Raw genomic sequence first — 22,613 nt, 5'->3', positions numbered from 1 at the left:
CGAATGGCTTGTCCCTCCTTGTTCCGTAACTGCCCACGCCAGACGGGCTTCCCATGCCGGATAAAAATATATATTCACTCTGATTCCCTCCCATACTTACGGTCAGACATTGACCTTACCATCAAAAAACGAGGGTTTAATATCCCCTCGTCTCTTTCTTGTCTTTTAAAATTCTATCAACCCTACACTTACCTGTAAAGCATCGTTCACTTTACGCATGGTATCTTCATCTAAATGGGTAATTTTATCGGTCAACCGCTGCTTGTCAATGGTCCGGATCTGTTCCAGCAAGATAACCGAATCGCGGTCAAATCCGTGTGTTTCCGCATCGATCTCCACATGAGTGGGCAGCTTGGCTTTTTGAATTTGGGCGGTAATCGCCGCCACGATTACCGTCGGGCTAAACCGGTTCCCGATATCGTTCTGAATGATAAGAACAGGCCTCACTCCCCCCTGCTCGGAACCGACAACAGGAGAAAGATCCGCAAAGAAAACATCACCACGTTTGACAATCAAGGACTACACCCCGCTCACTAAGCGGTCCACCGTATTGTCGGCTTCTTCCTCCGCTTGAAAAGCTTCGGACGCCATATTTAAATTAATTTTCGCCATTTCCATATAGCCTCTCTGCATGGATTCACGGAGGGTCCTCTTCTTTCTTTCGAGCAGGTACAATCTCATGGCTTGTCGAATGAACTCGCTGCGATTCGAGTTTTCTTTCTCGACGATGCCGTCCACCTCCTTCAGAAGGTGGTCTGGAAGACTAATCATGATACGCTTCGTATTATGCATATTACTCACTGATCTCGCACCCCCAATAACATACAAAGACAATATTATCATTATGGTTTAGCTGATATCTTTTTATTCAAAGCTAGTATATGTACCCCGTATAGCGTATATGCTATACGTGCACAAAATAACCAGCCGCTAAGTTAATCTATTCGTGTCGAAGGATCGAAAATCCTTTTTCTTTCGAGCTATTTTTTAAAAAAGACATCGAAAGCAACTTTATTAAAATAATCCGGGCAAATGCTATGTTGAGTGGTGGTGAAGTACATTTTTCACCTCAACGATGCGCCCTTCCTTAACATAGACACGCGGTATACGATGAGCCATCATACAGGTTACTTCATAATTGATCGTGCCCAGATGCCCGGCTATTTCCTCAGCGGGAATGACTTCATCCCCCTGTCTTCCTATAAGCACCACTTCATCACCGGCTTCAGCTTCCGGTACCCCGGTTATATTGAGCATGCACTGATCCATACAAATACGTCCGACGATAGGGACCCGCTTTCCCCGGATAAGCGCGTTTGCCTTAGTCGACAACATTCTCGAAAATCCGTCGGCATATCCGATCGGAAGTGTGCCGATCCGTTCTTCTCCTTTTGTGTGATAGATCGTACCGTAACTGATACCTGAACCCTCAGATAGCCATTTATCATGAATCATCCGGGTTTTCAAAGACATAACGGGTTCAAGCTTAATGATGGTATGATCCACCTTTTCAGAGGGGTATAATCCATACATGGCAATTCCCAACCGTGCCATATTATAAACGAGCTCCGGGGTATCTATAGCGGCTGCACTATTTCCCGCATGAATATAAGGTATGTCTATTCCAAGGCGCTTCACTTCATGCACAACTCGGGAAAACTTTTCATACTGCAGGCGCGTATATGCCTTGTCCGCCTCGTCGGCACAGGCATAATGAGTAAAAAGTCCTTCCAAACAAATATGGGGCATCCGGGCAATCTGTTTCAGATAGGAGACGGCCTCCTCCTCTTTGTACAGGCCGATCCGGTGCATGCCACTGTCCACTTTTACATGAACGCGGAGCCTCTTATCCAGAGCTTCAGCCTGTCCCTGAAGGAGTTCCATTCCTCTTAGCATTTCTTCATTAAATACGGTTAACGTAATATTGTTTTTCAGAGCCATTTCTAACCCGTCCGGAGCAGTATATCCCAATACCAGGATTGGGGCTGAAATCCCTGCTTCCCGGAGCTGCAACGCTTCATCCAGAAAGGCTACTGCCAAATGATCGGCTCCCGAAGCAATGGCTTCCCGGGCAATACTTGCCGCTCCGTGTCCATAAGCATCCGCTTTAACAACAGCCATTATCCGTATCGAATCCGGTAAAGCCTGCCGGAAAGCCTGCAAATTGCCGGAGAGCGCATCCAGGGAAACTTCTACCCATGTAGGGCGATAATATGCATCCACTTTCTGTTCACCTTCTTTTTAACAAAGCAGAAGGGAAGCAGCACCGTATCGGGCGATGACTTCCCTGATTCTTGCAATCTGGCCTTAATAGCCAATTAAATTTATGTTAATCTCTGGGCCTGAAGCTGTCAATGAACAGAATAGGGTAAAAATTTCCCCTTATTTGCCTATTTTCCGCCTTCACCCAAAACAGACATCGCTACTTTGATCATTTCTTCCTTAGGCATATCGGAAGTGGATAATTTAAAGTCTACGCCTTGATACGTCCAGTTCAGCGTACGCTGTTCTTTCCCGGTAAGCACACCCAACGTAAAACCAAGGTCCACCAGTTCCCCCGGCAGTACGGCAACTGCTTGAGCTTGCGGTCTTACTTCTACAATATTGTAATTGAACTTCCCTTTATAGCGTACCAAGATGGCTTTTTCTTCTCCGTACTTGAAGTCACTGATCCCCGATTTTTCCACACCTTGGGGTATATAGGCAGGCTCAATGATGCCGAATGACCGGTCTTTACCAGATTCGCTTGTCTGCTTGCCGTCCTTATCCTTTTTTTCTGAATCGGAGTTATTTTTGCCCCGTTCTGTTTTTCCCTGATCCGTCCCTTTCGGGTCAGTACTGGAATTTTTAGTCCCTGGTGTACTGGAAGGAACCGGACTTACGCTTGGCCTGGTACCGTCCTTTTTAGATTCGTCCGGTTTTCCCGCTCCGGTCTTATCTTTCTCTTCCGTATTAGCCTTTTCGTCTCCAAGCACATTTTCATCCGGTGTCAAGCTCAAGGAATTCATGTTGGAAGTTGTCATATTACGCTGCATGTCAAAAGCATTTTTATCAAATTTGCTGCCAAATTCAAATTGGGTAAAGTCCAATTTCACGATAACTTTAGAGTTTTCATCGGATACTTCCACATGCTTAGGAGCAAGATTTTTCTTATCCAGCCAAATTTTTTGGCGCTTCAGGTTTCCATTGTTCTGGTATTTAGCCGTAACATCAAAGACATAAGCACTGTCTTCATCAACAAACTGGCGCTCGTTATCATTCACAATGCTTTGCGCCAGCGTTTGAAATAAATAAACCTGTCCTTGATTATCCGGCCAATCACTTTGGAACCGGAAGCTTTTGTTAAGATGAGGAGTGAGCACAAATACCCCGTCATCATTGCGAAGGACAATCTGCTTAATGTCTTTGTTCTCATTCGTTAGAGAGATGCGGTAAAAATGCGGATTCTGATACCACACCTCAACCTGATATTCCTGTGGATGTTCTCCGGTGTTAAGTACCATCTTCCCAGTTCCTTTATAGCTTTCCAGCTTGCTCGTCATGTTGTTAAGATCCTTTACAACGGATCCTGCATCCTTGCTCCCGCATCCAGCTAATACTGCTGCCAATCCTATCACAATGGCCAATATCCATGTGACCCGACGCATCCCATCATCCCCTCACCGTAAATAAAATCAAATTTGGTATATGTCTATGAGGGGACTTGACCAATTATGCAGACTGGCATTGGCAAGCATGACAAGTTATAGGGATAGACAAGGTCTGTTCATTCCTTAATCATCCCCAACTAATATTGCAAATATAAAACAGGCAGAGCGCAACGCCCAGCCTGCATTGACGAAAGAAAAAGTTTGAATATGATATTACACTCCTGTGTCCCAACCTGCGGAAGTATGATACGTCACTTTCTATTTTCGCCGCAATTTACGGTCGATAGCTTATTGAATCCATTTCATAACTTAGATTTCCATCGAATATAAAATGGATTCTATTTCTTCTTTTTTATTTTTATAGCTATAAGGTTCCACGCTATTATATAAAAAATAGAATTAATTATGCATGTGTACCATTTAAAGCTATAATCGTTATCACCTAGAGAACGTAGATATTCAAATGCTATAACATAAACAGGTACTAGGATAAGTGAAATTGCCAGCGTAACCCAGCTATTTTTCAAAATATTCAACGATATCAATCATCCTTTGTTTTAATGGTTTTAATGACCAATACATTTTGCTGCTGCCAGGCTAACCATCCTGCTAATACCCAGGGATTTCTTTTGACCCCTTTTTTAATTAACGTCCATGCCAACTCTGTCCATTTCTTCTCTGCGATTAAAACTCCTAATGTCCCAATATTTACAAGTTCCTCGAATTCCTGCATTAATTTATCTTTCATACAAGTTACGAAAGACCTTGGTTCAGGAGCATGATTGAGATTAGGTACTTCACTGTGATATAGGGCAAGCTGGATGCGGAGATTAAATTCAGTTTCATAAAGAGTCCGTTTTTCTAGGGCACCGCCTCCCTTAAGTATTAGAGTTGGCTAACCAGTTGTCTGCATGGAAGCAGACGCACAGTACTAAACCTAAAGGACATAATTGGCGATTGGATGAGGTACGAATCAAATGAAGACAAAAATGAAAGGCTAATGACGTAGTAGTTCCAAAGACGGTGCCAACCTATTTTTCCCTTAATTTCATACATCTAATGTATCATCAACTTATTTTTCCAGTTAATAACTGCTTAATGATCAAATTAATTTCTTAAAAGCAATTTATTGGTAAACTTGACTCTATAATTTGCCTCTGAATCCATTGGAACAACAGTAATTTGCTTTCACTTCAAATGGTAACCCTAGCTTTACCAGAACACATTATGATAACGAAAAAAACAGCGAACCAGGTTTTCTTGGATTGATGCGGGTACCCGCCTAATCCGTTTTCATGGCGGAAAGATTAAAACTTGCGGGGGTAAAGCACACTTTCCTAACCCTTCCGGAAGAGGACTACTTATTCGACAGGCAGATAGACAAGGAAAACATCGGCAGGACTTTGCCCAGGTACTTGATTTCCTGCATAGCTATCTAGAGTGTGTCTTCAAACTATAAGTTCACTCCAAAACATGATAAACTTTCCATATGAAAAAACGATACGAAATACGCGATGATCAATGGGAAAAAATTAAAGATTTACTGCCACCAGAACGAAAACCTCAAGGTGGGCGCATTGCGAAAGACAATCGCATGATGCTAAATGCCATGCTTTGGGTTGCAAGGTCTGGAGCACCTTGGCGGGATTTACCCGAGCATTATGGTTCATGGAAAACAGTGTATACTCGTTTTCGACGCTGGCAGATGGCCGGCATATGGGATGAAATTCTAAAGCAAGTTTCCGTGTCTCCCGATTTAGAAAATATCATGATCGATGCAACCATCGTCCGCGTCCATCAGCATGGGGTGGGCGCAAAAGGGGGCAGCAATTTCAGGACATCGGACGCTCCAGAGGCGGAATAACAACCAAAATTCATGCCATTGTAGATGCACTTGGAAATCCGTTACGATTTGAACTGACTGCTGGCAATAGCCACGACTGTGTCAAGGGCTATGAAATGCTTCAAGCTATGGATCTCACTGGTAAAACTGTGATTGCCGATCGAGGTTACGACATGAACAATATTTTGGAACTGATTGAGAAGCAGCACGCTCTTGCTGTCATTCCAAGTCGGAAACATCGCAACATCCAGAGAAATTGCGATTGGTGGCTCTATAAAAACGCCACTTGGTGGAATGTTTATTCAACAAGCTTAAACATTATCGTAGGCTGGCTACTCGCTATGATAAGCTATCCTGTGACTTTTGCGGCCTTTCTATCATTGGCCTCTATTTTGTTATGGTTAAATTAGGTTTGAAGACGCACTCTAGTTAATGTCTTCTTTTTGATAGACCGATCAATCGGATTATTGAAGTAACCAAGAAGGCAGCGGCGGCAGCAAGGATAATTTTACCAATAAAAACCCCAATTAAATTCAAAACTAGAACAACCATAATGGCAATCAGACTAATGGCAATTACGACGATTGAATAAGTTTTCATAAATGCTCAATCTCCTTTAGATTCCCATCGTCAAGCTGAAAAAAACGGTTTCCCAGTTCAGTATACAGATAGCGTTGATGACTGGTAAACAATATACATTTCTCGGAAAAGGCACTTGTCAGCATGGAAATCGATTGTTTTTGTGAAGTTTCATCAAGGGAAGTAAATGGCTCATCAAGAATGACCAACTCTGGCGACCTCGCGAGCATGCAATTTAAAAACAGTTTATACTTCATACCTAGAGAGTAATGTTTCACAGGCATTTCAAGTGCATGTGTCAAGTCAAAAAAGCAGCAAAGGTCTTGAAATTTTTCTTCATATAATGCTTTTCCCTCTTTCTGAATTCCCCACAGAGACCGAATTAATTCCTTATGCTCAAGACCTGTCAGTGCATCGTATACAAGAGGTTTGTCAGGGATATATGCAACCATTCTCTTGAAGTGGTTCGTTCTTGGACGGATATGATCATTTAATAAAATGGTATTTGATTTTGATGGAATCAGCCCGGAAATGAGCTTCAATAGTGTCGATTTACCACTTCCATTTTTCCCGAGAATACATACCCGATCACCTAGCTTTAAATCAAAGTTAATGTCCCTGAGCAGTAATTCAGTTTCAACGTTTTGTTCATATTGAAATGATAACTGAGAGACTTGCAGTCTAACCATTTAAGATTCCTCCAATGGTAAATATACCAGTTACTACAAAATATAAAAGAGAAACCGCTAAAGCCCCCTTTTCAGATCCTTCCGTATAATGAACAATTCCATGATAAAGCAAGCGCAAAAAATATGTACTAACTGAAAAAGAAAGCAATTGGATTATAATTAAATAGTGTCCTAAACTTAACTTCATGATACAAAATAGAACAATACTATTCACTAACAGGATAAAAGCATTATAAGTAAGGATGACAAAGTACATTTTACGAAAAACAAAATGTCTATCAAAAAAATACATAAAAATTGAAGTCAAAACCGTACTCAAAAAATTCAATATAAGATATAACGGAATGGCCAAAAAAAAGATTAAGACAAAAGTCGCAATCTGCTTTTCAATAGATAACGTTTCATCTGATAAAATGTCTAAAATAGAAAATGTCAAAAAGGAAGTCGATATAAACAACAATAGAAAGGTAATACCCATTAGTAATTTTACTGATTTGTTTTTAAGAAAATACCCTTTAGGAAAAAAAACTAAATTCATATTCATCTTTCTCCTTTCAATTCGAGGATAAATTGTACATAACTGATATAATCTTCAATAAGAGAAGCAACAAATAAGAGAAGAATGCCTATGAGAATGAAACGAATGTTCGTCAGTATAAGCTGTTTGACATCAATAGTTCTGCCTATCAAAAATTGATAAATAGAAATGAATGGAAAAGAGCTGACAATTGCAAAAAGAGTAAGCCCCAGAATCTCTAATAGGGCATGCGGCATTAAACCCGTCCAAAGCGCACCTGCTTGATCATTCGAAAAGAGAAATTGCACCAATTTCCCTATAATATAACCGTTATAAAAGAGGATAACAGCTGACATCAGCCCGCCAGTTATAGAACCAATCCCCAATATGGCCATACTCACTTGAATGTTATTTAGAAAAATATCAAGAAAGGATGCTTGATTGTTATCTTCTAAATGGGGAATACGCTCTGCCTGTGTAAAACTCCCGGTACAAACTGCTAAAAAAAACACTCCTAAGTAGAAGAATCCAAGTACACACACAAGTTTATTCGCTGATAGAATAGATTTTAATTTTTTCAACATACCCTATTCCTTTTGATATCATTTTATGGCAATAAATCCAGCAAATAAATGAAACTCCAGAAAAGTATAGGATGGAAAGAACATTCACTACTTTAACCGAATGCTGTAAAACCGGAAAAAAAGAGGATACAATTAAGTAGTAAATAAATGGCATAACAAGAAAACTTCGTATAAATGATTGTCCTTTATCCACAATACCTGTTTCTTCTTTTGTCGTCCCGATTTCATACTCATGTATAAAATTGAATTTCGTAACAAATGGGAACAAATAGAGCTGAATCAATGGAAATATGAAAAAACCAATAAATATACCGATAATAAGAATCACCATTTGGACATCATAGATCTCATAGATAAGCATCATAAAGAAATTAAACAGCGTCAGAAACAGGGATGGAAAAAAAAATAAGCAGTAAAACAGCTTGATTTTTGACCTGAAGAACTGAAAAAGTGAAGAGAGAGAAAGCTGATACAGCCAAATATTCTGTTTTTCCGCGCTAATTGAGAATAATGAAGGAGTCAATACTCTCATTTCTAATGCTTGGTTTGCCATAATGATGACATTCATTGTGAAAAGTAACTGAACCTGAAGCGCCGGGCTCTCCACAGCTGACAGAAATCCTGTAAAGACCCCCGCATAAAAAACAGCTTCATACGAAATGAAAGAGTAATTGAAAAATTCCTTTGACAGAAGCCACCTTTTCCCTTGCAACACCCTCAAGTCCTTGTAAATGAGCAGATCAGCTCGAAATATCAAGTAACGCACCTTGTGAAGGGCACGTAAGTACCAATGAAATAAATCCTTAAAATGGCTCGTGCTGTTCGTCTCCTCAGTCGGTATCCATTTGGCAGGTATGATAAGCAATCCTAATACACCTGCCGCGAGCAGCAGTGTTGCAGCAGGCAAACTTATAAACTGCTGAACTTGGAGAAAAGTGGACCCTTCTAAAAACAAAAATACCTGAATGGAATGGAGCTGATTAGAATAAAGAGAAACTAACTGCTCAGATAATTGAATCCAGGACGCATTATCAACAGCCGAATGGATCGAGTGAAAATTCTGTCTAAAGGCTTCATAAAAGGGAAGAATAAAACCTGAAATAAAAAGGCGTCCCAACATGAAAAATATGGAGGACACAGCAGAGAAAAAAATGAGCCGAATCCAACCGATTTTTTTCACAACAATGTTGTACATATAAGCACCATATAACTTATTACTGAGTACAAAAAGGAAGATACTCAATATTAATACATTGACATGTTTGATCCAAAAGTAGAAATCAATTGAATCTGTAATATATCCTTGAAACATGAAATAAATGAAAAAAGTACTGAAGTTCGTAAATCCAATCCAGATCCATTCTGCGATAACTGATGTAATATGAATATTTTTTGCCGGAACCGGTGCAAGCTCTATCAATTCTTGGAAAGGCGGAATATGCGTTTTTCGATAAGAATTAACTCCTTTTAAAATGGAATAAAGTAGTAAGAAAACAATGAAACCACTTTCCCATTGTTGTCGGTAGGCAGGGGAATAAAGCCAAGCATGTATCACAGATACAACGGTAAGACCAAAGAGAATATCAAGAAAAAATAAAAAAATTATATACTGTTTTGACGACAATCGCTTCAAAAAAGAAACCTTTCCAATGATCCATTGAATGATGTTCGAATATTGCTGTTTCGTTCTAACCGATAGAAGTAGAGATAACAGTGAAAATAGCATACTCTCACCTACAAAGTAAAATGATAAATAGAAGGGGAGTTTCCCCTTCTATTTAATAAAAGTTGAGAATTACCAAGCAATAGTAGCTCTTTTTCCTTTTTCTTGAATTTTCTTTTTCAAGAACTGGCGAATTGTTTCTTTACCTGCAGCAGCAAGTAAAGAAAGACCGCCTGAACCAACGGCTAACAAAATACTAACGATTGTTGTGACAGCACCTCCTGCATTCACAATATTTAGTACAACTGCAGCGATACTAGCTGGGATACCGAATTCTTTTGCTAAATCTGCGACTGGGAGAAATTGGAGAGAGAACAAGAAGAGAGCCAGCATCAAAAATCCCATTGCTAAAGCACCGAGAAGAAGAGACAGTTTGATTTCATTTCTTGTTGCTACCACAAATGATTCCTCCTTATAATGGATTTTATGACATTTATAGTCTATCATTCGTTTGAATCATTATCAATACATATTTTTATATAAATTCCTCTATTTAACAACATTCTTTGTAAGGGGTGATGGATAGAAGCAAACTATATAAGTTGAATTTAAGTTTAGAAAAGAATGGTAAGGAAATGTACACCTGCTTGTCGAATAAGATAAGGAAACCCATTCAGACAGGCAGGGATTAAGATGAATAATCAATTCACATTAAACGAAGTGACACAAGCCAATAAATAACCTGGTTGCTGTTGCAACAGGCATATCGGCCGGAAATTTGTCCCTTCGGGCTAAAGCAACAAGTGATGATGAGGTAGGAAAACTGGCACAGGCTTTTAATGAAATGGCGGACAATCTGATTAGCTCTAATACGGAAATAGAAAAGCTGTTGAAGGAACTTCAAGAAAAAGAACGGCTTCGGGATACGCTGATCTTAAAGTTATTGTCTGCCCAGGAAGATGAGAGAAAGAGAATTTCCCGGGAGCTTCACGATGAAACAAGCCAAGCCCTAACTTCATTTATGGTTACCATGCGTGTTCTGGCTAATGAAGCCAAAGACGCTGAACAGCAGGAACTGCTTAATACCAGCCGGGAGATTGCTGCAAGCATTTTGCGGGAAATTAGAGATTTGGCGGTAGAATTAAGGCCCCCTATTTTGGATGATATGGGATTAATTCCGGCAATAAAGAAATATATCCAGAAGTTTGAAGAGAAGTATGGCATTGCGGTTGTCCTATCCGCCCCTGAAGAGGATATCGCCATCGATAGTCGTACTGCTGTAGCCTTGTACCGGATTCTTCGAGAAAGCCTCACTAATGTAGTCAAACATACGGCGGCAACACGGATTGTGATTGGATTGAGGCTTGCAGATCATTGTATACAATTGACTGTTCATGATAACGGTCATGGTATCCAACAGGAAGATTTTGAAAGGGCCCGCCGGCAAAACCGGATCGGCCTATACGGTATGAAGGAAAGAGCTGAGCTGCTCGGCGGTTCTTTCTTCGTCAGAACTACAAATATCGGCGGAACGGAACTTATAGTATCTATCCCGCTAAAACTGGAAAAAGGGTGCAGTGATGGAACAGACCATTCAAATCATGCTAGTTGATGACCATGCTTTGCTAAGATCGGGGTTAAAACTGCTGCTGCAAAAGAAACCACCCTTCAAAGTTGTAGGTGAAGCCGCTAATGGAATTGAAGCACTCCGGCTTTACGAAGATTTAAGACCCCATCTTTTAATACTCGACATCAGCTTGCCGCGCTTAGACGGCATTCAGGTTCTCAGAGAAATTAAATTGCGACATGAAGAAGCCAAAGTCATTGTGCTTACCATGCATGAGGATGAGGATTACATTACATCTATCATGCAAGCAGGAGCTTCGGGTTATATCCCAAAGGCAGCAGTAGATGAAGAATTATACACGGCTATAGATTCCGTTATGAACGGATATATGTATCTTCGGCCAAAAGAAACCAAGACATTGATTTCATCGATGCTTAAAAAAGTACCAAAAGAAGCAGATTCGCGGAATCCTTACGTCATTTTAAGTCCCCGCGAACGCGAAGTATTGCGATTTCTTGTCAGAGGATATTCTCTTGCTGAGACGGCCAAGGCATTAACGGTCAGCATCAAAACGGTTGATACCCATAAGACAAGAATGATGAATAAACTTAATATTTCTAAAAAAAGTGAACTTATTGAGTATGCCTTGGAATATAGACTTTTGAATGACGGCCAAGTGTAAGGGCAAAGGGTTGTTGGGCTGTTTTGGGGTCTGATAACCTCTTTATGGGATTGGAAAGGATAGAGTCTGTAAATTAGTTTGTGTAAACTCTCAAATCTACTAAAATGAAAGTAACTGAAAGGTTGGAGAGAACACATGGGACTTTGGACGAAACAGCAGCCCGTGAGAATTCATTAAGGAAAACAATCTGGTTACCGCACAGGATGCTCAAAATGCTTTAAAAGAGCTTTTTGCAGAGACGATTCAGGAGATGCTGGAGGCGGAACTGGACACGCACCTGGGGTACGAAAAGCATGAGGTCAAGGCCAAGAAGACGCCAAATAGCCGAAATGGAAGAAGCCATAAAACGGTAGTCAGCGAATATGGAGAGCAGCAGATCCCAGTTCCCCGTGACCGGATGGGTGAGTTTGAGCCGCTGGTGGTCAAAAAGCACCAATCCAACGTTAGCGGTATTGAGGATCAAATTGTAGCTCTGTACGCTAAGGGCGTGAGCACCCGTGAGATTCAGGATCACCTACAAAATCTGTATGGTATTGAGGTATCGCCCACACTCATTTCCAATGTGACGAATAAGATTGTACCCCTCATCAAAGAATGGCAGAATCGCCCCTTGCAAGGCGTATACGCGGTTGTTTTTCTCGACGCTATCCACTTCAAGGTCAAACAGGAAGGGGCCATCGTCAGCAAGGCGGCGTACATGGTCATTGGCATCGATTTGGATGGCAACAAAGACGTGCTTGGGATGTGGATTGGCGAAAACGAGTCATCCAAGTTCTGGCTCAGCGTGCTGAATGACCTGAAAAATCGTGGCGTCCAGGACATTCTTATTACGTGCGTGGACAACCTGAATGGGTTCTCCGAGGCCATTACGGCGAGCTATCCCAAGACGGAAATCCAAAAATGCATTATCCACCAGATCCGGAATTCTACCCGTTATGTCTCTTACAAGGATTTGAAGAAGGTCACCGCCCCGATTTAAAGCCCGTTATCTTCAGAGTAAACATCCCGAACCAAGTCATAGATGAAACTAAAATCGATGGCGTATTCGATTTTACGGACCAAATGATCTTTAGGTAAAAGCTCGTCCAAGGAGACCATGGAAATTTGAGAACGTCCTTCGTAACCGGTTTTTCGCAACATACTCAAGCACTCCCGCACTAATACGACGTTTTTTATGTGCAAAAACTCCTTCTTTAGAAGCAGAGTCGATCCACCATGGAAGCCAACCTTGCTTAAAAATAGCAGGCGTTGCCAAGTACAGCTTAAAGTATTTTTTGTCCGATGACGCAGGCTCGAAATGACATCCCTGCTCCAAATTCCGAATGCTTGCAGCCCTTGACTCCCCTCCAAGCTTAATAGCTCCCGGTGTATGAACGTCGACCCCCTCTGCTTCAACGACTAGGCTGCACCTGCTATTGCCCTGGCTAACGGGGCGTACCTTCTCTATGGAATACCATGCTCCTGCTTGAGACGCTCCCGAATATCGGTCAATTTGAATACCAACATGTCGCTCTCTATGGATTAAATCCGACAACGACAGGCACACAGAATTGAAATTATAGCCCTTCAGATACTGGACAATGCCCGCTTCATCCAAGTATCCGCCACCTTTTGGCTCGATTTCCTTTTCCTTTGTTATCGCTTTTCCAGATAGAATCAACGGAAGAGGGTTGCTCCCCACAGGGGCTGGCGCAAGAGGCAGTATCTTGAGCTTAGTGGATGGAAGTACCATCGTGTCCAAAGGTCTTGGCAATAATATCCTTCCATCCGCCATAAGCCCGTTGAAGCCAATTTTTAGTTTTCTGCTAACGGCAGTCCTGCTTTTATCAACGGATGTATCAGCATAACGCAACGCCCCTGCATAGACAGTGGGAAGGGGGGAAACATGCTAGATGCACTCTGGCTTAAATCAGCATCAAACGGAGAGGCATTTCTGAAGAAAAATGTATCTACTGCATCAATGGCATAGAGCATCATTACACCTCCCTAGAAATAAATGCTACAAATTGCAAAAAGTATTTGAACGTATTAAGATTGCTATCAAAGTGCAAAAACAGACGATACAATGCTTCAGACTGAGTCTGGCACTCTTCCTTGGTTATTGACGACATGCTTCTTTGAAGCGACTGCTCAATTAACGCCCGAACAATTGGCTGATGCTCAGCCACAGTGAATTCCCCCAACCGCCCCAAAATCTCACTAAGGCTATAAATGAAGGATTTTGAATATTCATTTTGACTCAAGGCAAGGACCACCTTATGGATGTGGAGCAATATATCGCCGCTATCTCCAAAGCTGCTTTTCACAAGAAGTTGATCGCCGCTGCGCTTCACAAGTCCAATAGCAAATGCATTTTTCTCTTCGTGCAATTCCTTGGCCTGCCGCTCCATCTCACCAGTTTTTACGAGCATGGCGCCAAGTGGCTGCATCAAATGGGCAATAACAATTCCAGCTGAAAATGTCAAAGGCTTGCCATGTTCCGGAGGAGCCGTAACCTGGGTTATAAACTCCTGCCTGATCTGATACAATGTCGTAAAAAGCTTATCAATAGGTAAGAATCCCAGAAAATCCTCTCCCCCTGCATAAATACAAATACCACCCTGCTCGGACATAATCGTTCTTACTTGGCTCGAAAAATGACTAGTGTTTTGGCTTAATTGTTCTTGAATCTGCCGATCTGGATAATCGCGGTACAATTGCCCCATCCCATCACCATCAAACTTTAAAAGAGCATAGTAAGGACTAACTTTATGCGCATCAAGCTGTTGATATATTTCCTTAGCAACGGCAATGCTTGCAGGTCTGTATTCGTCTGGGGACAATTCCTGACCATTTTGCAAATCAAAGATCGCCTCGGATGCTTCATCCTTCAGCAGCTTCAGTTTTGCTTCTTCTTCTTTTCTCAAGCTGTTCTTCAAAAGCATATAAGCGACAGAAGGAATATTCAAACTGTATTCGGGAAGCAACTGATCTTCTTCAAGGAGATGCAACATACGTTTTACATAGGCAACGGCCGATAGTCCTTCACCGGGCTTAATTGCATTCTTGCACGTCTCGACTTGAGTAATATCAATCGCGTATTTTTCATCAACAAATGTCGGCAGCATTCCATTCTTTTTTCGTTTGACAAAGATTGCGTTGTATTCGGGATAAATATCGCACTTACGCCCACTGGGCTCATGCGTCTGTTCAAAACTGCGAAGTCTCTTAATATTACTCAAGCTGCCATTTGCCTTGTTGTACGCGAGGGAGTAGCTGGACTCCTGCTCGAACACCCAATATACCTCTAGGAAGCTCTTTATTTGCTGAATGGCTGCCTGGTTTGGAGTAACCTGGCTTTTCGCAAATACTTTCTGGCATATCATTACAAATTGCTGCCGTACAAACTGACTAAGCTCACGTCCCAATTGTTCCTTATCCTTCAAGCTGTTGGCATCCACCTTAGCGATCAAACGGTTGGGAATGTTGCTCTGATCCGGATACGGGAATATAATTTCCGCCTTGACATCCCGCTTAGGAAGCTCCTCAATGACTCCTTTCATTAAATACGAGAGCAGGTAGCTTCCCGCATACAAATCCCTTGCTTTTCTCGAATGATCAATAAAGGATTTCACCGGGCCAATTGTAAACAAAAACAATATAGTATTCATTAAGTCCTCCCCTCAATGAAGGAGATCATCGTATTGCGCTCCTCATGGTCAATATCGAATGTCTGGTTGTTATTCCTATTATTTACCACCGCTTTTACAAAAGTATATATTGGCAGCAGTTGCCCATCGCTCGTTCGTGTAACACTGACAAGAAGTGAAGATGCTAACCTTCCTTTTCCGGCATAACCAGTTGCAAAGAGATTCCTCTCTGATGGGTAGGTACTTTTTATTTTATGTGAAGCTATATCTACTTTCCTCAGAAATGATTCTGTTTTTGGAATTGGTTGACCCAAACGAATTTCTTCTATAACTGGACGCGTATATTGATTCCAATGGACTTTTGCCTTAGGGTGTACAATAATTTTTCCTTGTTCGAACACGTATGTCCTATGCTCAGAATTGGCTGCCTGTCCATTCATTAAATTCAGTTGTTCTGTTATCCAAGGTAACAAGTTTGGGAGTGTCAAATAGGGAGTATATTCTCCGGAATCGGCCATAACAAAACATCCTCTTCCCCTTCGACTCCGCTTGCCCAATCCGCCAAGAATAAGAGAGAGAACTATTAGATTTTGATAAAATTGCAAATCCTCCCCCTTGCTTAAAAACTTGCGAAGCACAATATCAAATGCTCCTCCTTCAGAAAAACACTCTACTTCCTTCGAACTCTTATGCAATAAAAGCGCCTTATTACGCTTTGCCAGGCCTTTATCAATTACTTGCAGCCGAATGGGAGACGCGTGATGCTCTGCATTTCCAAACAACCGGGTTTCTTGCTCATATAACTCTTTAGGTTTAATAGTTTTGCTTGCAATTCTATAGACGTAGCGCACAAGCGCTTTCAACTCAGGCGCCCGCAATTCGTCTTTATTACGATCCGCTCCAGAGCTGAACATGGGAGTAATAATTTCACAATGTATGGTATGCTTCTCCACAAGATGACCTCCTTATTCATTGCTATATGTACTTTTTGTTAAACAAGTCAACATAAGCCATATGCGGGAACAACATAGGATTGTTGACAAGCATAAGCAGTTGGTTTAGCTGAAAGTTGAAAGACAGCAGAGATACCTCTCGTTCTTCGCCATCAGTACCGCTTTTCACTTGATAATTGTCTATTGAAGCCTTTAATTTTTCTGGGGCATCGTACTTTAAGTTTTGATCAACAGTCGTGTCATGATGATTCAGAGCATGATACCACTCATCCAATGTTCTTATTTCCTCTTTGCGGTGAATATGTATTTTGCGCTGTTCTGAATCTGCTTGCAAGGTAAAATCAAATAACTCCATATTTTTGCTATGTTTATCATCAAGACAACAATAAATCAAGATGGGGCGGGTAGCAGTTTGAGTTTGGGATTTCCCATTCATATCCCCTGTAGCAATATAACCATGCATTCTGGCTACCGATTCACGGGAAGTTTTCAACCCTTTAATTGTATCTGTCCAAGTCTCCAAGGATTCATAAGAAGCAGACAAACTTTTGCACTCTATCGCTACCGCTACTGCTTCAATGGGAATGAATTTCAGACGTCCCTTACGAAAAATATATGGAGTGTAAATTTCATCCAAAATAACCAGGTCTACCTCCGGAGAAACATGCCCTTTTGAATCAATAATGAAGACTGATTGCTCCACCACGAACTTCTTAGGAACAATTTGAACGAATAACTCCCTCCAAATGTCTTCCCGAAATCCGCCAATTGTACTGCCATTATTCTTATATTTAAAAAACAGTTGACTCACCATGGATTGTTCCAATTCGACATAATTATGAATAATTTCATCAATTGTACCTATATCCAGTTCCAGTTGAAGCTTTTCTTGTTTTTGTTCCATACAATTCCCTCCCGAAATTTATAAAATAATATACAAAATTATACTACATTTTTGATAGTTGATCCACATTATCTTTTAATTTGAACCATTTAAATAAATTGGCATCAGATATTAAAACTAGTAGTTCTGTGCAATAATTTCAATCTAAGCTCATTAAAAGCATCGCAAAACTATTGGGTTTCTTTTCTTTCCTCCAATCCTTGCCCGGGTAAGGCCGGATTCCAAAGGACCGAATCCGTCTACACAGATCACCCGACCATCTGCGCAATGATACAGAGACGCAATCTCTTTGACTTTCATTTTTTGCGCAGAAGCTAGCAATATGTAAGCTCTCCGTACAGCAAAGCCAGACGTATTTCGGCGAGCAACACGGAGCAGGTGTTGACCTTCTTGATTTGTTAGTTCACGGACAAAAAGCATAGAAAATCCCTCCCGCTATTTACTTCGTCAGAAGGGCTGGGAAATCCTTCCCATATCAGGTTAATATTTGTTGATGGGGCACTAGGTCAAACACTAATAAAAAAACGCTTCTCTTTTTCAGGTAATTTAACAAATACATCTTCCCCCATATCGAAACCTTCCGGACACCAGCACTCTTCTGGATATTGATGAAGTTCAAATTGCTCCCTTGAATATCTTATAGTCTCCTTTTTTAATCAATTCTCACGCCAATTTTTCCCATTTCTTTTTGGCAATTTAGTATACTATTGCCCCAATATCTACGAGATCCTCAAATTCTTGCATTATTTTATCTTTCAGACAAATTATGAAAGATGTCCTCAGTTCAGGAGCATTATTGAAATTAGATACTTCTTTATTATTTAAGTAAGCCACCAAATTGTTTGATTCCATTGATTTCTTCTTGTTGGAGTCCCTTCTCTACCAACTTATCTTCATTCAGTACATATTTCTGTTCATCTGTTTGGGTAATTGCTTCTGTAAATACAAACTCTATCTCTTCTACTAGTTATATGCACAGGTTTCAAACAAAATTAAACAACCTTAGTCCAGTGGAATACCGGACTAAGGTTGATTAGGGCATATCAGTTTTAATGTTGTACTTTACGGGGGTAAATAAAATACTTTAGCTCTTTTTTTCTTACGAAGAGGCATGCGCGTGAAAGCCTGTAAGTGTACTCCGGATTTCCCGATCCGGATTAAGAGGTAGTGAAAATAACCGGCTCAAGAAGCCGGTTATTTAGGGCCTAGAAATTTTTTATTGTCCAGATCCATGTATGATAGCAACAGACATAGTAGGTGCCTGACCAGATCCATGTATAGCAGCGACAGCAGAACCTTCAGAAGTAACTTGTAACGTACTGAGAGTAATTCCACTGCCTAGTATTGCGGTAGCCAATACAACACTTAATAGCAACTTCTTAGATTTTTTCAACCTCCAACACCTCTTTCATCAAGTTTCCGAATTTTTCCCTTTGGGGGTCCGAAGCATTGTTTTGATACTGCTCAAACTGGGCTGCACACAATATAGATATAGAGTGTCTTTTTGTAGGGATAGACAGGGATAGACAGTGTAAGATGGATTCCAATCCTGTAGTAAAGCGCTGTTGATTCAACTCATATATTCCTTTTTGGTAATAAAATTCAATATGATATTCAATCCTTACAACGTTTACATCATTTTCTAAAGAAGGCTCAGGGAACTGTTCTAAGATATGATCTATGGAAAATCCATGTGCATTTGCGGCTTTTGTAATCAGGAGAAGACCTTCAGGAATATCATTTGGATGCTCGGCAAGATAATTTACGTATTCATCAAGTACACTGAGATCATCCCCTAAAAGTAGTTTTGTACCATATTTATTTGCTCTTGCCCAAAGGCGGAAGTTGTCTACTTCTTTCTTACCTTGTTCGTCTAAAATCTCAAACCAACTAAGATCTTCATATCCTTCTATATATTGCTTGGCTTTCTCATAATGGCCTTGTTTGAATAGTGCAATACTCTTTATCAGATAGGATGGCCATAATACACAACAAGAGGGCGTTCTGTTTTCAGTGGTTCTGATTCACTGTTGTTCTTTTTCATTAGCAGCTCTTCCTGGTATCTGATCGTAGCGAGTATTCTTAATTCATCAGCAAATTGCTCAGTTAGGTTCCATTTACCAAGAGAAAGGCAAACATTCGTTAACTGCAATAAGGCATCCAATTGAAAAGCCTCAGGGAGTTTTTTACGGAAGTCTTCAAAACGAATCACTGCTTTATAATTTTCTTCGGCATTAGCTCCGATACTCGCCCTGAAAATTCGATAATGACTGATGGCCAGCCGATCCGATTCATTATGCTTTTCCTCCTCAATGACTTCCTCATAAAAAAGAAGCGACTCTTCAACAAGACCATTCAGATATAATTCCTCTGCTACAGAAAAAAGAAGTTCGATGTACTCTGGATGCTCCACTAAGATATGTATGGCCTTCATGACCAAGTCGGTTTTCCCCAGCTCGGAACAGCGAATTAAAAAGGATTTCATTCTGGGAACTGCCAATCTGTTGTTAAAGAAACACTCAGCAAGGTATAGATCATAGTAATGTCCTTCTGGTAAGTCGAGGGTTTCTGTTAACGTATCTAACTGTTTCATAGTGATAGGCCGGAGTCTTCCTTCCCTTCGGAGGATATCACTTAGATTCCCTATATGAGAGCCTCCTATCTGCTGAAGTTTTGATAACGTACATCCGGCTTCTGATATGGCATTTTCAAGTTCAACGCGTAATGCAATTCGACTATCCATTTTCATCTCCTTTTCAAGTTTTATAATACCATATATGGATTATTTTAACAATATTAACTATTTCAGGGCAGTACCAGCTAAGCTGGTACTATTCGCAAAGTAAATGGATAAAGCACTTTTCGGTTTAATTTTTATAAGCTGAAAATTTTTCCCCCGGCTCCTTAGCTCTCCCTCTGGCTCCCTCCAGAGGCAGCCCTTTTCTCTCGTATACTCGCTTATTCGCAGGATTTCGAGATCCTTTAACACAGGAATAACAGATTGAGCATCGGGAGAAGAAACTTGAACCGGTCGAACGGCATGCGGGAATAAAGAGATTGATTCTTCCCTCCCCATTTTTCCCTTGCCTATTGCACGTTTCTCCACAATCCTATGAGGATTCACGCCCCCATGTCTCAGCGGGTCTGTCTAAGCCCTTACCTTCCTTCGTTATACCTGTTCAAGGAGTGGGGGTCGATCATGTTCAGTAAACGGGTCTAGGCCCTTCAACAAAAGGAACTCGATCCTCCGTATTTTTTTGAAATCCTGCGAACGAGCCAGTTTGCCGATGAGCTTGAAAACGGATCTGTGCTTTTTCATCTGTCGTATCTCTACATTGTGCCGATGCCACTCTTTAAATGATGGATGGTGGGCCACTAAGTTCATGACAGCCAAATACAAGTACTTACGGAGTTGTCTCCGCCCGCGTTTAGAGATGACGACTTGCCCTTTCTTTTTTCCTGACGTACTTTCGGCCAGGTTAAGACCTGCCATCAATATTCACATAATTCTGAATAAAAGGAGTATTTAGTTTTTATCCACATGTGGGTAAGAATTTATAATTTCATTCAGAAAAAACGTTATATTCAAACGGTTTATATCGTTATGGTATTAGAAGCTCTTCTTATGGAACCGAGATTTAAATTCATTAAACAAGAGGAGGTTTTTCGTGATGGAAAGGCAGGAGATGTGTGATCAGTACTTACGTTCATTGAAATACTATATCTGGATTAGTAAACTGAGCCCTGAAAGAAAAAAAGAGTTATTTGAGGAATACCGGCTGGCAATTGAAACCAAGGCGAATTCTGCACTTTCAGACCAAAGCCTGCGTACTTTTTTAGCTGAGCTTGATAATCCGAAGGATATTGTCAAAAAGGAAATGAAAGGAATAGAAGGTTTTTTGTCTCCTTCTCCGGGGAAGTTCAAACGGGGCATGGGCTTTATACCCTATATCTTTACGATTAGTTGGACATTAAATACTGATTTGTATCGACAGATGGCCACAGGTCAGCTTCAAGCCTCATTTTGGTTGCATGCAAGTATTATTCTCTTGCTTGTGCTCGGTACGATTTTCAGTTTTTATCAGTATCGTTATGACCAATCACTGTTTAAAGAAATAGCATTTACGAACTTCATTGTATATCTTCCGTTATCCCTTATTTTTTGTTACATGCTGCTGCAGCAATTTTCAATAGGCGCTCTTTTGATTCCGTTTCTTCTGATTGTCCTGACTACTGTTGCTGCATTCTATTTTGATTGGAAAAACTCGACCTTTATGAGGCAACTATTCATTCCTTAAAGCCGTATTCTTGTTGGGTACCAACAAGGGGGGCTTCAGAGCAATAAACTGGGACTCCTAGATAAAGAGGTATCTCCTTTAACTATCAACTGGAAACATTTTGCTTGTTCTCTGTCAGGAGCGTTGGCTTGCCCTGTGGCTTGTTTATCATTTGTCGCACTGCCACCCGTTATGGCCGCTTGTAACATAGGTTGTAAATTAGCGTGGGAAACGGGACTCTGCTCACGATCGTAAGAAAGGTTTATCCCAACAAAAAAGGAATACGGAGATTTCCCCGTAGTATAGACATACTACGGGGTTTGTCTTCCCCATTTTTTTGAAAAGTAGTGCAGCAATTTTTTACGTGCCCGAAATAAAGTTTGGGCCAATGCTTGTTGTGACAATCCTAGTCTTTGTGCGATTTCTTTGTACGGTTTTTCCTGGAAGTAAAATTCAATAATGATTTGGCGATATTTAGGCTTAAGTTGATTTATGGCTTGATGCAGAATATCATTACGAATCTGTTCTTCCACCAGATCGGCTACCGTCTTCTCCTTGTCATCAGAGGAAGACTCTACTAAATCTATAACGCTGTCAAGACTATAAATAGGACGACATTATTTATTTTTTTTAGCATATCATAGGCTGTATTTCGGGCGACTTCTTTAATCCAAGCTTTCATATTTGCAGTGTTGTCCAATTTAGTTGCTTTATCAACAACTTTTAAGATTGATTCTTGTACCACGTCTTCAGCTAATTCATGTTCCCGGAATAAAAAGTAAATATCACGATAGACTAAATTTTTATAAGAATGGTAAATCCACTCTTGGGATGAGCTGTCCAAATCTTTAAAATTGCTACGTAAAAAAAATAGCCACTGCTCCTGTTCCATATTCCCTCCCCCCACCTGGCTTTATTTCTGATTCAGCCTTCGGAACAAAAACGGTGGTGAAGAACGACTAAATTTTTATATGAATTTCCCATGTATAAATTTACCTTATTTTTCAAAAAAATAAATATATAAAAATGAAAGTATTCCAAACTCAGGTAAGCGGTAAACTTGATCAGACTTCGTA

21 protein-coding genes and 6 pseudogenes are annotated in these 22,613 nt (G+C 40.7%); 6 read left to right on the top strand and 21 right to left on the bottom strand.

Features of this window, described 5'->3' with window-relative positions:
• Nucleotides 1-165 precede the first annotated feature (165 nt).
• From BXP28_RS19160 to BXP28_RS19135, 5 genes are all read right to left on the bottom strand, one after another.
• Nucleotides 166-516, bottom strand: a complete 351-nt coding sequence (locus BXP28_RS19160; RefSeq protein WP_023485406.1) for a type II toxin-antitoxin system PemK/MazF family toxin — start codon at nucleotides 514-516, stop codon at nucleotides 166-168.
• Nucleotides 517-519: 3 nt separating this feature from the next.
• Entirely contained in the window at nucleotides 520-801 is a 282-nt protein-coding gene (locus BXP28_RS19155) for a CopG family ribbon-helix-helix protein (protein WP_024093124.1), read from the bottom strand.
• A 234-nt stretch (nucleotides 802-1,035) separates the two neighbouring features.
• Nucleotides 1,036-2,223, bottom strand: coding sequence for an alanine racemase (gene alr / locus BXP28_RS19150; RefSeq protein WP_023485408.1), 1,188 nt, complete (start codon nucleotides 2,221-2,223; stop codon nucleotides 1,036-1,038).
• Between the two features lie 167 nt (nucleotides 2,224-2,390).
• Nucleotides 2,391-3,647, bottom strand: coding sequence for a LolA family protein (locus tag BXP28_RS19145; RefSeq protein ID WP_024093122.1), 1,257 nt, complete (start codon nucleotides 3,645-3,647; stop codon nucleotides 2,391-2,393).
• Between the two features lie 544 nt (nucleotides 3,648-4,191).
• Nucleotides 4,192-4,398, bottom strand: a complete 207-nt coding sequence (locus BXP28_RS19135) for a hypothetical protein (RefSeq protein ID WP_144029578.1) — start codon at nucleotides 4,396-4,398, stop codon at nucleotides 4,192-4,194.
• Nucleotides 4,399-5,139: 741 nt separating this feature from the next.
• Here BXP28_RS19135 and BXP28_RS19125 point away from each other — a divergent pair.
• Nucleotides 5,140-5,926, top strand: a pseudogene (locus tag BXP28_RS19125) (IS5 family transposase).
• Here the strand turns inward: BXP28_RS19125 and BXP28_RS23385 are convergent.
• The 6 genes from BXP28_RS23385 to BXP28_RS19100 all read right to left on the bottom strand — a co-directional run bounded on the left by BXP28_RS23385 (nucleotide 5,923) and on the right by BXP28_RS19100 (nucleotide 9,984).
• Complete coding sequence (locus BXP28_RS23385; RefSeq protein ID WP_024093118.1) at nucleotides 5,923-6,093, bottom strand: hypothetical protein; 171 nt, start codon at nucleotides 6,091-6,093, stop codon at nucleotides 5,923-5,925. The pseudogene BXP28_RS19125 and the gene BXP28_RS23385 sit on opposite strands and share 4 nt — an antisense overlap.
• Nucleotides 6,090-6,761, bottom strand: a complete 672-nt coding sequence (locus BXP28_RS19120; RefSeq protein ID WP_023485410.1) for an ABC transporter ATP-binding protein — start codon at nucleotides 6,759-6,761, stop codon at nucleotides 6,090-6,092. The genes BXP28_RS23385 and BXP28_RS19120 overlap by 4 nt, the downstream gene beginning before the upstream one ends.
• On the bottom strand, nucleotides 6,754-7,299 hold the full coding sequence (locus BXP28_RS19115) for a hypothetical protein (RefSeq protein WP_036655900.1): 546 nt from the start codon (nucleotides 7,297-7,299) through the stop codon (nucleotides 6,754-6,756). The genes BXP28_RS19120 and BXP28_RS19115 overlap by 8 nt, the downstream gene beginning before the upstream one ends.
• A gap of 2 nt (nucleotides 7,300-7,301) precedes the next feature.
• Entirely contained in the window at nucleotides 7,302-7,862 is a 561-nt protein-coding gene (locus tag BXP28_RS19110) for a stage II sporulation protein M (RefSeq protein ID WP_046655195.1), read from the bottom strand.
• The gene (locus BXP28_RS24620) at nucleotides 7,825-8,769 is read right to left on the bottom strand and encodes a hypothetical protein (protein ID WP_257125650.1); all 945 of its coding nucleotides are present in this window, start codon (nucleotides 8,767-8,769) and stop codon (nucleotides 7,825-7,827) included. Before BXP28_RS24620 ends, BXP28_RS19110 begins: the two co-directional genes overlap by 38 nt.
• Before the next feature lie 888 nt (nucleotides 8,770-9,657).
• Nucleotides 9,658-9,984 (bottom strand): uberolysin/carnocyclin family circular bacteriocin, encoded by a 327-nt coding sequence (locus tag BXP28_RS19100; RefSeq protein ID WP_036655898.1) that lies wholly within the window; start codon nucleotides 9,982-9,984, stop codon nucleotides 9,658-9,660.
• Nucleotides 9,985-10,252: 268 nt separating this feature from the next.
• Between BXP28_RS19100 and BXP28_RS19095 the strand changes: the two are divergent.
• The 3 genes and pseudogenes from BXP28_RS19095 to BXP28_RS19085 form a co-directional block, all read left to right on the top strand.
• Nucleotides 10,253-11,137 (top strand): annotated as a pseudogene (locus BXP28_RS19095) (HAMP domain-containing sensor histidine kinase); the annotation flags it as partial.
• A complete protein-coding gene (locus BXP28_RS19090) occupies nucleotides 11,106-11,774 on the top strand; it encodes a response regulator (protein ID WP_036655897.1) in 669 nt (222 codons plus the stop codon). The pseudogene BXP28_RS19095 and the gene BXP28_RS19090, both read left to right, overlap by 32 nt.
• A 172-nt stretch (nucleotides 11,775-11,946) precedes the next feature.
• Nucleotides 11,947-12,750, top strand: a pseudogene (locus BXP28_RS19085) (IS256 family transposase); the annotation flags it as partial.
• A 5-nt stretch (nucleotides 12,751-12,755) separates the two neighbouring features.
• Here BXP28_RS19085 and BXP28_RS19080 read toward each other — a convergent pair.
• The 8 genes and pseudogenes from BXP28_RS19080 to BXP28_RS19040 all read right to left on the bottom strand — a co-directional run.
• A pseudogene (locus BXP28_RS19080) lies at nucleotides 12,756-12,914 on the bottom strand (transposase); the annotation flags it as partial.
• A pseudogene (locus BXP28_RS19075) lies at nucleotides 12,844-13,748 on the bottom strand (type III-B CRISPR module-associated Cmr3 family protein). The pseudogenes BXP28_RS19080 and BXP28_RS19075, both read right to left, overlap by 71 nt.
• Nucleotides 13,749-13,750: 2 nt before the next feature.
• Nucleotides 13,751-15,424, bottom strand: coding sequence for a type III-B CRISPR-associated protein Cas10/Cmr2 (cas10, locus tag BXP28_RS19070; RefSeq protein ID WP_023484479.1), 1,674 nt, complete (start codon nucleotides 15,422-15,424; stop codon nucleotides 13,751-13,753).
• Nucleotides 15,424-16,356 carry a type III-B CRISPR module RAMP protein Cmr1 gene (gene cmr1 / locus BXP28_RS19065; protein ID WP_023484478.1) on the bottom strand — a complete coding sequence of 311 codons (933 nt, stop codon included), beginning with the start codon at nucleotides 16,354-16,356 and terminating at the stop codon, nucleotides 15,424-15,426. The genes cas10 and cmr1 overlap by 1 nt, the downstream gene beginning before the upstream one ends.
• A 22-nt stretch (nucleotides 16,357-16,378) precedes the next feature.
• On the bottom strand, nucleotides 16,379-17,260 hold the full coding sequence (locus BXP28_RS19060) for a DUF6602 domain-containing protein (protein ID WP_023484477.1): 882 nt from the start codon (nucleotides 17,258-17,260) through the stop codon (nucleotides 16,379-16,381).
• Nucleotides 17,261-17,413: 153 nt separating this feature from the next.
• Nucleotides 17,414-17,680, bottom strand: coding sequence for a hypothetical protein (locus BXP28_RS19055; RefSeq protein ID WP_024093104.1), 267 nt, complete (start codon nucleotides 17,678-17,680; stop codon nucleotides 17,414-17,416).
• A 1,546-nt stretch (nucleotides 17,681-19,226) separates the two neighbouring features.
• Entirely contained in the window at nucleotides 19,227-20,003 is a 777-nt protein-coding gene (locus BXP28_RS19050) for a hypothetical protein (RefSeq protein ID WP_051427976.1), read from the bottom strand.
• Nucleotides 20,004-20,429: 426 nt separating this feature from the next.
• Nucleotides 20,430-20,750: pseudogene (locus BXP28_RS19040) on the bottom strand (transposase); the annotation flags it as partial.
• Between the two features lie 181 nt (nucleotides 20,751-20,931).
• On the opposite strand from BXP28_RS19040, the gene BXP28_RS19035 reads away from it, so the two are divergent.
• Nucleotides 20,932-21,558: an HAAS signaling domain-containing protein gene (locus BXP28_RS19035; RefSeq protein ID WP_036655891.1), complete on the top strand. Its 627-nt coding sequence runs from the start codon at nucleotides 20,932-20,934 to the stop codon at nucleotides 21,556-21,558.
• 135 nt (nucleotides 21,559-21,693) lie between these two features.
• Complete coding sequence (locus BXP28_RS25795; RefSeq protein WP_496543682.1) at nucleotides 21,694-21,792, top strand: hypothetical protein; 99 nt, start codon at nucleotides 21,694-21,696, stop codon at nucleotides 21,790-21,792.
• A 56-nt stretch (nucleotides 21,793-21,848) separates the two neighbouring features.
• Here the strand turns inward: BXP28_RS25795 and BXP28_RS24615 are convergent, their stop codons facing one another.
• On the bottom strand, nucleotides 21,849-22,070 hold the full coding sequence (locus BXP28_RS24615; protein ID WP_024093097.1) for an RNA polymerase sigma factor: 222 nt from the start codon (nucleotides 22,068-22,070) through the stop codon (nucleotides 21,849-21,851).
• A 50-nt stretch (nucleotides 22,071-22,120) separates the two neighbouring features.
• Nucleotides 22,121-22,429, bottom strand: a complete 309-nt coding sequence (locus tag BXP28_RS24610; protein WP_235430730.1) for an RNA polymerase sigma factor — start codon at nucleotides 22,427-22,429, stop codon at nucleotides 22,121-22,123.
• Nucleotides 22,430-22,613 lie beyond the last annotated feature (184 nt).

This window comes from Paenibacillus larvae subsp. larvae (assembly GCF_002003265.1).
Taxonomy (GTDB): Bacteria; Bacillota; Bacilli; order Paenibacillales; family NBRC-103111; genus Paenibacillus_H; species Paenibacillus_H larvae.
This window is presented reverse-complemented; position numbering and strand designations above follow the sequence as displayed.

What these genes read in the sequence shown, in the direction of transcription:
- BXP28_RS19145 (WP_024093122.1), bottom strand. Translation starts at nt 3,647, where the DNA reads ATGCGTCGGGTCACATGGATATTGGCCATTGTGATAGGATTGGCAGCA.
- BXP28_RS19135 (WP_144029578.1), bottom strand. Translation starts at nt 4,398, where the DNA reads ATGAAAGATAAATTAATGCAGGAATTCGAGGAACTTGTAAATATTGGG.
- BXP28_RS23385 (WP_024093118.1), bottom strand. Translation starts at nt 6,093, where the DNA reads ATGAAAACTTATTCAATCGTCGTAATTGCCATTAGTCTGATTGCCATT.
- BXP28_RS19120 (WP_023485410.1), bottom strand. Translation starts at nt 6,761, where the DNA reads ATGGTTAGACTGCAAGTCTCTCAGTTATCATTTCAATATGAACAAAAC.
- BXP28_RS19115 (WP_036655900.1), bottom strand. Translation starts at nt 7,299, where the DNA reads ATGAATTTAGTTTTTTTTCCTAAAGGGTATTTTCTTAAAAACAAATCA.
- BXP28_RS19110 (WP_046655195.1), bottom strand. Translation starts at nt 7,862, where the DNA reads ATGTTGAAAAAATTAAAATCTATTCTATCAGCGAATAAACTTGTGTGT.
- BXP28_RS19090 (WP_036655897.1), top strand. Translation starts at nt 11,106, where the DNA reads ATGGAACAGACCATTCAAATCATGCTAGTTGATGACCATGCTTTGCTA.
- cas10 (WP_023484479.1), bottom strand. Translation starts at nt 15,424, where the DNA reads ATGAATACTATATTGTTTTTGTTTACAATTGGCCCGGTGAAATCCTTT.
- BXP28_RS19060 (WP_023484477.1), bottom strand. Translation starts at nt 17,260, where the DNA reads ATGGAACAAAAACAAGAAAAGCTTCAACTGGAACTGGATATAGGTACA.
- BXP28_RS19055 (WP_024093104.1), bottom strand. Translation starts at nt 17,680, where the DNA reads ATGCTTTTTGTCCGTGAACTAACAAATCAAGAAGGTCAACACCTGCTC.
- BXP28_RS19050 (WP_051427976.1), bottom strand. Translation starts at nt 20,003, where the DNA reads ATGGATAGTCGAATTGCATTACGCGTTGAACTTGAAAATGCCATATCA.
- BXP28_RS19035 (WP_036655891.1), top strand. Translation starts at nt 20,932, where the DNA reads ATGGAAAGGCAGGAGATGTGTGATCAGTACTTACGTTCATTGAAATAC.
- BXP28_RS24610 (WP_235430730.1), bottom strand. Translation starts at nt 22,429, where the DNA reads ATGGAACAGGAGCAGTGGCTATTTTTTTTACGTAGCAATTTTAAAGAT.